Here is a 9172-nt window from a genome sequence, read left to right on the forward strand (position 1 = left end):
GTCAGGCCCAGCGCGACGGCGGGGGCCAGCAGAAGTACTTTTTTCTTCAACACAGTTTTCTCCTCATGAGGTTCATGGAGTCCACCTTTGGACCCGCATACAAGTCATTCGGTGTGCCCGCCCTCACGGATTGGTCTAAGGGAACCCTTCCAGGAAGTTGTCACACACGAATCACCTGTCACAGACTGTCAGTTCCCGCCGTTCCCGGATACACCGGCGTCTTGATCGTTATCTATCCGTGACACATGCTGGTGTCTTTCGATCTTGAAGCGGTCGCCGCACTGAGCAAAAATGCCGGTAAGCAGAAAGAAATCGAAGAGAAATCTTTTTGCTTACCGGCACCGGCCCGGGAAGAAATACCAGACCATAGTCCTGCATGAGGTGATGATTACCCTACACCCACGACGAGCCGGTCCGGCCCGATGCTCAACCTGTTGGAGCCCGAACATTGAACAACATGGGTGTCCTGTTCGGAAACGACCGGGTGGAGACCGGTATTGGTTTCGCTTGCGTAACTCATCAATGACTCTGGCTCAAGGGTTGGCCGGTTATGTGCGAATCTAGGAAAGAGTTCTGCCAGGCATCCACGCCCAGGGAAGATCGGGGGATGAGTTTGGCTCAACCAGCGAGCGGTTTCCCTGATCTGGGGGGCCTGGTTGCCCGTGTGGCCCAACGCGAGGTCAACGTGTTTGAGGAACTGTACGCTCTAACGGTTACCCGCGTTTACGGTGCGATCCGAAGAGTGCTCCTGGACCGGGCATTAAGCGAGGACGCCGCCCAGGACGTATATGTCCTAATCTGGTTCAACGCCCACAAGTACGACCCTGGTGCCGGAAGTCCCATGACGTGGCTTCTGATGATGGCCCATCGCCGGGCCGTGGATAGAGTCCACAGCGAGCAGCCGTTTATGGATCGTAATCTCAAATATGAAATGCGGTCCGGGCACCATGAGCACGATCCTGCGCCGGAGCTTGTCGACCGGCTGGCAGCGGCCGGCAATAACTTCAGGGAAAGCACCAAAGGCCCCGGACGCAACGACGTCACCTGAGCCGGTTTCCTTGCTTCATCCGCTTCAAAGGGAGGGCTTGGTCGCTGAATGGTCCAGGAAACCGGGTCCACGCGATTCTTCGATGACGGCTCGAAGGATTCCGGTCTCACGCGCCCGCTGAGCGGCACTTCAAGTTATGGCGTGCTACCGGGGAGCGCTTTACCTGCTGATGTTCCATTCGTGGGTGGCGGCATTGATGGGGCGCAGTGTCATGGTGACCATGGCGGCATCTGATTTGACGCTGCTTTGAAGATTTGGTGTTTGTCCAGTGAGTCCTCAGGGTATCAAGGACGTCGTCGGCTTCATCGAGTACTTCAGCGTTCATGTTGCCGGTATCCCATGGCGCGAAGACACTACAGGGTGAGTTCGTCTCCCCGGATGAGTTGTGCGGCGGTCTGGTCTAATGCGGCATCGGCGTCCGCACTGGCTCTGGCAAGGAAGCCATGAGCCTGCTCGGCAGTGATTTTGTACCGTTCCATCAGGATGCCTTTGGCCACGCCGATCATTTCCCGCTCCGCTATGACGTATTCCAAGTGCTCAATCTTCCTTGCCTGCTCTGACAAGCGGACCCGTACCTGGTCCGGTTTCGAAGACAGGACATTTGGATCCGGTCGGCGGGTGCTCACAGGTTTTCCCTTCGGGATGCTGCCGCAACGGCACAAATCCGGTGGGATAAGTGGCCGTCTGCTCCGCTGGCCGGGGCGGATACAGGTGTGGCACCCACCCGATGGTGGGCGGATGCCACAACCTGTGGGTGGGAGACCCACCGGCGGCAGATTGCGGCGAGCCGAGCAGTGTGGGGTCAGGCTATTTCGCGAGGAAGTCCAGAAGTGCCTGGTTCCATTCGTCAGCATGGCTGACGTTGCAGCCGTGTGGTGCACCGGCAATGACGTGAAGGCTGCTGCCGGGAATCGCTGCTTGCGTGCGTTGACCGGAGCCTTCAAACGGCACGACGCCGTCGCCATCGCCGTGCAGGATCAGACTTGGCACGCTTACCTTCGGGAGGTCCCCCCGGAAATCTGTGCTTCCGAACGCCGCCATGCATGCAAGGGCTGCTTTCTTGTCTGCTTGGTTGGATAGCGCCAGAGCTTCCTGACGCTGCTGCTCAGAGACCTTCAGCTCACCGTCAACGGAGAAGAACTTTGTGGTGAAACCGTCGTAGAAGGAGTCCTGGTCCTTGGTGAGGTCCGCCGTCATTTTCGCAGCCTCCGACTCGGTGAGCGGGCCGTCCGGATTGTCGTCGGTCTGCATCACGTACGGCGGTATTGCGGAGGCGAAGACCACGCTGTGCACCCGCTCCGGGCCGTAGAGGGAAAAGTAGCGGGCCACTTCTCCGCCTCCCATGGAGAAACCGACGAGCGTCACGTCGTTCAGGTCCAGTTCATTCAGGAGCGTGTGCAGATCCTCGGAGAGTGTGTCATAGGTGTAGCCCTTCGTCGGCTTGTCGCTGCGGCCGAACCCACGCCGATCATAGGTCACGACGCGGTAGCCTGCGCTCTCCAGCGCGGTTATCTGGTTCTTCCAGGATTCTCCGGACTGTGGCCAGCCATGGATGAGGACGACGGGTCGGCCGGGGCCACCGGTGTCGTCGACGTGCAGGTTGGTGTCCTTGAACAGACCGTGGTGGGCGGTAATTTCAGTCATGCTGATTCCTCCGTCTTGTCGGTGCAACTGCGCCGTCTTGCGCGTGCGTATCGACGACTGTTCAGTTCCGAGCACTGATCACTCGAGGGCCGGTGCCATGCCCAACAACTTCGTGCACAGTAACCTGCCTCTACAGTTCATTCGACGCGTGGTGCCCCGCGGACTGGTTACCTTTCGAGGCCTTAAGCGCGTCGCGGTGTCAGCGCTGCTTTCCCCCGCAACCTCTGAGGGACTGCGTTGGACAGAGTCCCGCTAATCCGCTCAGAATGCATAGGCTGGCCGCAGTGCTGAAGGCCATGCTGAAGCCCAGTTGGTCGATGAGTATTCCCCCGAGGGCGGATCCAGACGCCTGCCCCGCAGCCAGGGCGATGGGAGCAGCGAAGTTCCGGCGGCGGACTCCGCCTGGATGCGCCCGGCCCAGATAATTAGAACGGACGTTGCGGCGTTGAATGCAAAGCCGAACAGTGCAGAAGCGGTATAGGCAATGCTGATGGTTTGCGCGAACAGGCCAATGAATGCCGTCGCGGCACCAGTTCCTGTAGCGGTTATTAGCCAGCTGACCGTAATTGTGCGGCGGCTGAGCCAGCCGGCCAAGAGTGCGGCTGCCGCGCCGCCGGCACCCAGGACCACCCATGCTCCTGCTGAAGTCCCGACGTCAATTTGGCCAACTTGCTGTAAAAGTGTCCGGCCCTCGACCCAGACCGCGGCACTGCCGGCACCCAATGTGTAAGCACCGACGGCGGGAAGCCCGAAGGCCCGGATCCCGGTTCGGTTCCCGACGGTAGAGGCAGGAACCGTTTGTACCCGGGTGCGGGAATCGGAGGTGAGCACCGAGCACATTGCAGCTAATGTCGCGGCAGCGACCAGGGTCCACAGGGACAAACTCCTCGCCGTCTTCGCCGCACTGCGGGCCTACCGTTCCAAGCACCTACCACCGTGTTCATCGATTTTTGGCGGGAAGAACGGATGTTGTCTACCCTTTATCCGCTGGCTCCCGTGTCTTGGTCATCCCTCCAATGACTGGCTGGGGAGTTTTCCCCACAAGCCAGCAGTATGGAACAGAACAGCCTTTGCTTACCGGATGCGGGTGCCATATGCCTCGTGGACGGGTGAAGAACAGCCCCATCACCAGCAGGATGAGATCGTACGCTGAGCTGGGCCGGTACAAAGCAAGAGTGCGGTGCCGGTGGTGCCACAGGTGGGAATATCGACTACAACGATGCCCTGCTGTTCATGATCAGTGATCGTTCTGAGCCCCTAGCCAAATCCGCCGGCGGCAGGCAAGACTGAAACAGTGGTCCTAATTGGCCCGTAGAGGTCTTCCAACAAGTAGAGGAGTATCCATGTCACGTGAGGCGAATCTCGAAGCCCAGAAAAAGATGGGCGAGCTTATAGTCAGTGGTCAGCTCGATCGGTTGGGCGAAGTATTTGCCGACGACGTTGTCGACCACGACCCGGCGCCGGGCCAGGGAGCCGGAGTGCAGGGAATCATGGACTTCTGGCACACCTTCCGGACGGCATTTCCGGACGTTAATCTCGAGCCGCAGACCATCGTGGCCGACGAGGAGAATGTGGCCGTGGTTCTAACTGTCTCCGGCACCCATCAGGGAACCTTCAAAGGCATGGAGCCCACCGGCAGGAAATTCTCTGTACGCGGCATCCAAGTGGGACGGTTCGAAAACGGCAAACTCGTGGAACGCTGGGGAGCCACCGATGAGGCAACCCTAACGGATCAGATCCGCGGACAATCGCAACCGTAGGTAACCAACCAGCGGCACGGATTGCCGGATTGGTTGGGACGGGGGCGAAATCCATAGTTCCTAATGCCCTGTTTCGGTCCCCAGTTCGGCGAAAAGTCGTCCACCTCGGCCCCGTGTAAAAAGCGCGCGGCATCGCTGCCCCGTGTCGAATCCGGTGGCCGACTTTAATATAATATAAGAGTGTGGCGCCCGCCCCGGTTTGGGAACGGGCGTCACACTGATTCCTGCAGGTCTGGCGGTTATTTCTGGGAAACCGTTGCAGCCAGGTTTTCCAGTGAGGATTCGAGGTCTTCCCGGGGGACCGCGGGAAAGGAGACTTTTTTGAGTATGTCCTTGTCCGTGACTCCGCTCCAGTCGTAGGTGACGGAAACTTCCGTGGAATCAGGCCCTTTGGGTGTAAGCTCCCAGACCCACTGCCAGCCGGGAGGCTCCTCGCCTTGGACGGCCGTTTGCCAGGCCAGAAGCTTATTCTCGTCAAAACCTGTGACGTGGTTGTCGGTCTTGTATTCCCCACCCATTTTTTCCCACTGCATGTTCATGGTGAAAACCTGCCCGACGCCGGAGATGCGATCGGTTTTTTCGTCGGACTGAACCATGCCCGAGCCATCGAGCTGGGCGTGCCGTTCGGGATTGGAGAGCACCTCAAAAATCACATCCGCTGAGGCATCGATGTTTCTCGTTGCGGTAATTTTTTCCTCTGTCATGTCTGCTCCTGACCATAGTTGGGTTTAGCGCGTTGGACGCTGATAGGGCCCACGGAGATGCTGAGCCGTTCGGTTTCCGAGTTTGGGGAAGTCGCTTGTGGTCGTGCCATCATGCTGCAGCGTTCACCAAGGGGGGCCGCTGTGATTCTTTTCCTAACGGTGGTGGCATTGGCATTGTAGGAGTTGCGATCCGTGCCAGTCTCTGGCGCCCGTTGATATTCAGACAGCGTTTCGTCGGCGGGGACGTTGTGGCCACCGAGCGAGCAATAAGGCAAGTATACTTACTATTACTTGTGGGTGCCAAACTCGTTTCCATGCGAAGGGCTGCAGCGTTGGCAAAGTCGAGTTCGTTGCCGCACAAATGTCGGTAAGATCCGGCAGTTATCCAGGCTCCCGTGCAGATCCGTACTTCAAAAATGGAAGGAACCATTGTGAACACCAACAAACACCGGACACCGTCTGGAAGTAACAGCCATGAAAGTGCCGGGCAGGCTTCAGACCAGAAGTCAGCCGGGGCCAAAATGCCGGAGTCCGAAGGTAGGAAAAGCTTCGATGAAGCCGTCACCGAACATCTTAACCAGGAAGAAAGCGATGGGACAGCTGAAGAAACGGTCGGAGGAGAGGTGGGCAGGAGAGACAATCAACCGGCACTGGAAGAACAGGATGATGACGGAAATCCTGCAAAAACAGACAATGAATGATGACGCCCGGTGTTTCCGAGTAGCAGCGTGACGCTTCGATATTCCAGCACAGGGCGGGCGTAGTCCCGCGCTGGTTCGATGTTGCAGTGGGCTCACCGGAGGCCCGGAAGCCGGCCCATACATGTGATCCCGTATCAGCGTTTAGATCGGATATGACCCCGTCACAGATGATTTCCCATCCCACAATCCCGCCCACGCAGGAGTTTCCCGGCCACTCAACTAGACAGGGGACGCTCCTAGCCTCAGGGCCATCGGCCCTGAGGCTAGCCTGACCCCAACACCGTTACCTTTTGGCATGATTTTCCCCCAGTCGTTGATGTCCCGGAGGCGGTGTAGTCACCGCGTAGCGAAAGGTGTCAGGTGCTCGGTGATGGCGACAGGACCAGCCGCGTTTAGATGGTGACAAGTCAGCAGTAACGTATCCTGACCGAAGGCGTCGATAAGGTCTTTGCCACCGTGGGCCACTTGGCCTCCTGTGCCGGCCTGGCACGGGTCTGCTGGGAGACCCGGAACTTCCATCCGCGGGGACCACTCACAACGAATGCTCAACGCAATGAATGTTCAATAAGGGAAAACGAGCTGCGAATGAGAAAGCCCGGAAGGTAATTCGGCCGGACACGCTCGTAGAGAAGTTCCATCCGCATTGAAGGAGAGTACTTATGACCGACGCTTCAACTGGCGATGAGCAGGCCCACGGATCCAGGCCGAGTTCGGCTACCCTTCACGTCCTGCGGATCACCGCGATGGCCAGCGTGCTGGCACTGGTCTTCCAGTTCGTCACCGCCGGGCAAATCCTTGCGATAGGCCCGTCTGCAACCGCTTTACACGGTGGGGTGGCGATCGCGATACATATCATCTTCGGGCTGACCGTCTTGGCCGCGGCAATCCATTGGCGATCCCAGCATGGTGCGGTGTGGCCCGTCATGGTTGTCGCCGTGTCATTCGTGCTCAGTTTCTTCCAAGCCCACTTCGGCTCCACCGGGGCCATGTCGCTCCACGTTCCCATAGCGGTGGTGCTCACGATCGGGATCGTATGGGTGACCGCATGGTCATTCACCCCAGGCGCACGCCACTGATACCTCGAAAACCAGCCACCTTCAGGAGCGCGGAAAGTTCAGCCCCTCGCTGGCTCCTATCCTGCCTGCAGGGTTTCGGTGAATGGTTCCTCCAACCGTGACTCACGCGGGTCCTGCCGGTCTTTTTAGCGCCTCTGTGAGCGTTGGCGGTAGCCGGTGATCAGCGGCACTCTTTACAGCGGCAGCCGTGCTGGTACGCGGCGTGTGTTCCGTGTTCCAGGGCAGGATTTCTGCGCTGCATTAGGGCTTCCTCGAGCCGGCCGGCCCAGCCAGTGTTGTGGCGCGCCATGCCGAACAGCAGCTGCTGCGGCACATCGGGTCATCCGCGCCATCTGCGCCGGCGACCTACCGGAGGCCAGCCCCGCCAGGATCACCGCCGCATGGTGCTCTCTTACCCGCCTGCCCTGATGTGATTCGGGCTTCGTGTTCCAGCCCGGAACCACTGCATCCAGTCGGGCCGCCCGGGAGCCGGAAGCGTATCGTTTCTACTCCGGCGGGCGCTGACGGTTAATAAACAACGCCAGAGACCATTCATGCTCACCGGCATTCTTACCCCGCTGAGGCAGCCGCCCGGCGGAGGCAGTGAAGGGCTTCCAGACCGTTCATGCGGGCATCCCACCTGTCCGCCCCGCATCGGGACCTGCCCGGGGTGCGCCAGTTCCCGAGGCCGTTGTCGAGCTGCTTGATGCGTTAGGCGCTGAGTTCACCGAGTTTGTGCAGGCGAGTCTAGCCGGGTAAGGATATTCCAAAACCAGTGGACCGGGCAAAACAGGAGGCATAGTCTTGGAAGTGCTGGTTCCCTGTCCATGATCATCCTCCAGGGACGGGCAGGGGAGCCATCCCAATTCAGGCGGGTAAGGCCGTTGCGGGCCGTTGACAGGACAGGCGGCGGGCGCTGCGAGTTTTCGGGTGTGGGGACGTCTTCAATGGATCATGGTCCCGGTTCATCAGTAGCGTTTCTGCCGCGTGGTGTTGGCGGCATCGTTCCCCGGCCGCGGGTTTGCCTCAGCCCTTGCTCAGTGTGCTTTCTTTATGAGCTGCACGGGAACCGGATTTTTCGCTCTCGATGATGTAGTAGGGCTCGTCCTTGGAGGCCTTAAACTTCTGCCGGTCAAAGGTGAACTCTTTATCGAGTTTCTCGATGACTTTTCCGCGGGTGCCCCCCAGAGGTATTCCAGGTTATGTGCTCCCCCTTGTTGAATGACATGGTGCTATCCCTTCCCTGATGTGGGGTGGTTGAGTTGATGCGTTACTCCAATTCAACCTCGATTTTGGGATCCGGGGACGTGGACTCCTACCAGAGGTGGAACCAGGAACGACGTCGCCTACAGGGAGGAAACGCGCGTAGTGTGAACGGGGTGTCATCCAGCAGAGGGCGGCATGGATGTCTTCCGCTGCCGGATCACCGATACTGACGGTACGGCGGCTGCGGACACGCTAACCGAGGGGGCCCCTACATGACTTTCGATAACACCAATGCACCCAGCGCAACCCCCGACCCCGGAGACGGCGGCCGGTTCCCTGCAGGATCTGGTTTTGGACAGCGGTGACGTCGAAAAATTCCTCGACAATCTGTCGGAACTGGCCGTCGCGCGGCTTTCCTCGCCCGGCAATGACGTTCTGTGCGGAATCACGCTGCTGCGGCCAAGGAAGGTCGAAACGGTTGCCAGCAGCAGTGAAGACGCCAAGAAATTTGATGAACTGCAATATTCCTTTGGCGATGGGCCTTGCCTAACCGCCGCACGCACCAACCGCATCACCCATATCCGGGACACCCGCCAGGATCATCAGTGGCCGGATTACCAGGGCGCTATCGCCGAACGCGGGATCCGCTCAGTTCTCGGGGTTCCGATTCCGTTGGACGGGGAAGCGAGCTGCGCCCTGATGCTTTACGCGACCACAGCAGATGCTTTTACCGGGGATGCTCAGTTGACCGCTGAAACCTTCGCCCGTGAAGCCTCCGCGTCCCTGCGCCTGGCGGTTCACATCGCACATTTGACCGAAACGAGCGAAAACCTTAAGTCAGCGATGTCTTCGCGTACCACCATTGATCTCGCCGCCGGCATCATCATGGGACAAAACAGGTGCGGCCACGACGCGGCAATGGCCATCCTCAAAGCCGCCTCCAGCGCCCGCAACATCAAACTACGCGACGTCGCGGCCGGAATGCTTACCTCCATTAGCCAGCCGGCCCCCGAAACCCACTTCGAGAACTGAACCCATCAGATTCTCCCGTGGG

General features: G+C 59.2%; 10 protein-coding genes. 5 read left to right on the forward strand and 5 right to left on the reverse strand.

Annotated elements, in window-relative coordinates; translation table 11 throughout:
• Nucleotides 1–607 precede the first annotated feature (607 nt).
• Nucleotides 608–1048, forward strand: coding sequence for a sigma factor (locus Y707_RS22320; RefSeq protein WP_051441500.1), 441 nt, complete (start codon nt 608–610; stop codon nt 1046–1048).
• A gap of 353 nt (nt 1049–1401) precedes the next feature.
• Here the strand turns inward: Y707_RS22320 and Y707_RS31115 are convergent, their stop codons facing one another.
• The 3 genes from Y707_RS31115 to Y707_RS22330 form a co-directional block, all read right to left on the reverse strand.
• Nucleotides 1402–1674 (reverse strand): ANTAR domain-containing protein, encoded by a 273-nt coding sequence (locus Y707_RS31115; RefSeq protein ID WP_026533709.1) that lies wholly within the window; start codon nt 1672–1674, stop codon nt 1402–1404.
• A 181-nt stretch (nt 1675–1855) separates the two neighbouring features.
• The gene (locus Y707_RS0100830; protein ID WP_026533710.1) at nt 1856–2692 is read right to left on the reverse strand and encodes an alpha/beta fold hydrolase; all 837 of its coding nucleotides are present in this window, start codon (nt 2690–2692) and stop codon (nt 1856–1858) included.
• Nucleotides 2693–2953: 261 nt separating this feature from the next.
• Nucleotides 2954–3574, reverse strand: a complete 621-nt coding sequence (locus tag Y707_RS22330) for a hypothetical protein (RefSeq protein ID WP_155852620.1) — start codon at nt 3572–3574, stop codon at nt 2954–2956.
• A gap of 461 nt (nt 3575–4035) precedes the next feature.
• On the opposite strand from Y707_RS22330, the gene Y707_RS0100840 reads away from it, so the two are divergent.
• On the forward strand, nt 4036–4452 hold the full coding sequence (locus tag Y707_RS0100840) for an ester cyclase (RefSeq protein WP_026533712.1): 417 nt from the start codon (nt 4036–4038) through the stop codon (nt 4450–4452).
• Between the two features lie 239 nt (nt 4453–4691).
• On the opposite strand, the gene Y707_RS0100845 is transcribed toward Y707_RS0100840, so the two are convergent.
• The gene (locus Y707_RS0100845) at nt 4692–5156 is read right to left on the reverse strand and encodes an SRPBCC family protein (protein ID WP_026533713.1); all 465 of its coding nucleotides are present in this window, start codon (nt 5154–5156) and stop codon (nt 4692–4694) included.
• 431 nt (nt 5157–5587) lie between these two features.
• Here Y707_RS0100845 and Y707_RS0100850 point away from each other — a divergent pair, with 431 nt between their 5' ends.
• Together Y707_RS0100850 and Y707_RS22335 are read left to right on the forward strand one after the other, a co-directional pair.
• Nucleotides 5588–5857, forward strand: coding sequence for a hypothetical protein (locus Y707_RS0100850; protein WP_035779755.1), 270 nt, complete (start codon nt 5588–5590; stop codon nt 5855–5857).
• A gap of 659 nt (nt 5858–6516) precedes the next feature.
• Nucleotides 6517–6933 (forward strand): hypothetical protein, encoded by a 417-nt coding sequence (locus tag Y707_RS22335; RefSeq protein WP_051441501.1) that lies wholly within the window; start codon nt 6517–6519, stop codon nt 6931–6933.
• A gap of 1005 nt (nt 6934–7938) precedes the next feature.
• On the opposite strand, the gene Y707_RS29385 is transcribed toward Y707_RS22335, so the two are convergent.
• Nucleotides 7939–8106 carry a hypervirulence associated TUDOR domain-containing protein gene (locus Y707_RS29385; RefSeq protein WP_333782824.1) on the reverse strand — a complete coding sequence of 56 codons (168 nt, stop codon included), beginning with the start codon at nt 8104–8106 and terminating at the stop codon, nt 7939–7941.
• A gap of 303 nt (nt 8107–8409) precedes the next feature.
• Between Y707_RS29385 and Y707_RS0100860 the strand changes: the two genes are divergently transcribed.
• Entirely contained in the window at nt 8410–9150 is a 741-nt protein-coding gene (locus Y707_RS0100860) for a GAF and ANTAR domain-containing protein (RefSeq protein ID WP_026533715.1), read from the forward strand.
• Nucleotides 9151–9172 lie beyond the last annotated feature (22 nt).

It is taken from the genome of Arthrobacter sp. H14 (assembly GCF_000520495.1).
GTDB lineage: Bacteria > Actinomycetota > Actinomycetes > Actinomycetales > Micrococcaceae > Arthrobacter_C.

Bases quoted from the DNA above. Each gene is read 5' to 3' on its own strand.
- Y707_RS22320 (WP_051441500.1), top strand. From the start codon at position 608: ATGAGTTTGGCTCAACCAGCGAGCGGTTTCCCTGATCTGGGGGGCCTG.
- Y707_RS0100830 (WP_026533710.1), bottom strand. From the start codon at position 2,692: ATGACTGAAATTACCGCCCACCACGGTCTGTTCAAGGACACCAACCTG.
- Y707_RS0100840 (WP_026533712.1), top strand. From the start codon at position 4,036: ATGTCACGTGAGGCGAATCTCGAAGCCCAGAAAAAGATGGGCGAGCTT.
- Y707_RS0100845 (WP_026533713.1), bottom strand. From the start codon at position 5,156: ATGACAGAGGAAAAAATTACCGCAACGAGAAACATCGATGCCTCAGCG.
- Y707_RS22335 (WP_051441501.1), top strand. From the start codon at position 6,517: ATGACCGACGCTTCAACTGGCGATGAGCAGGCCCACGGATCCAGGCCG.
- Y707_RS0100860 (WP_026533715.1), top strand. From the start codon at position 8,410: ATGCACCCAGCGCAACCCCCGACCCCGGAGACGGCGGCCGGTTCCCTG.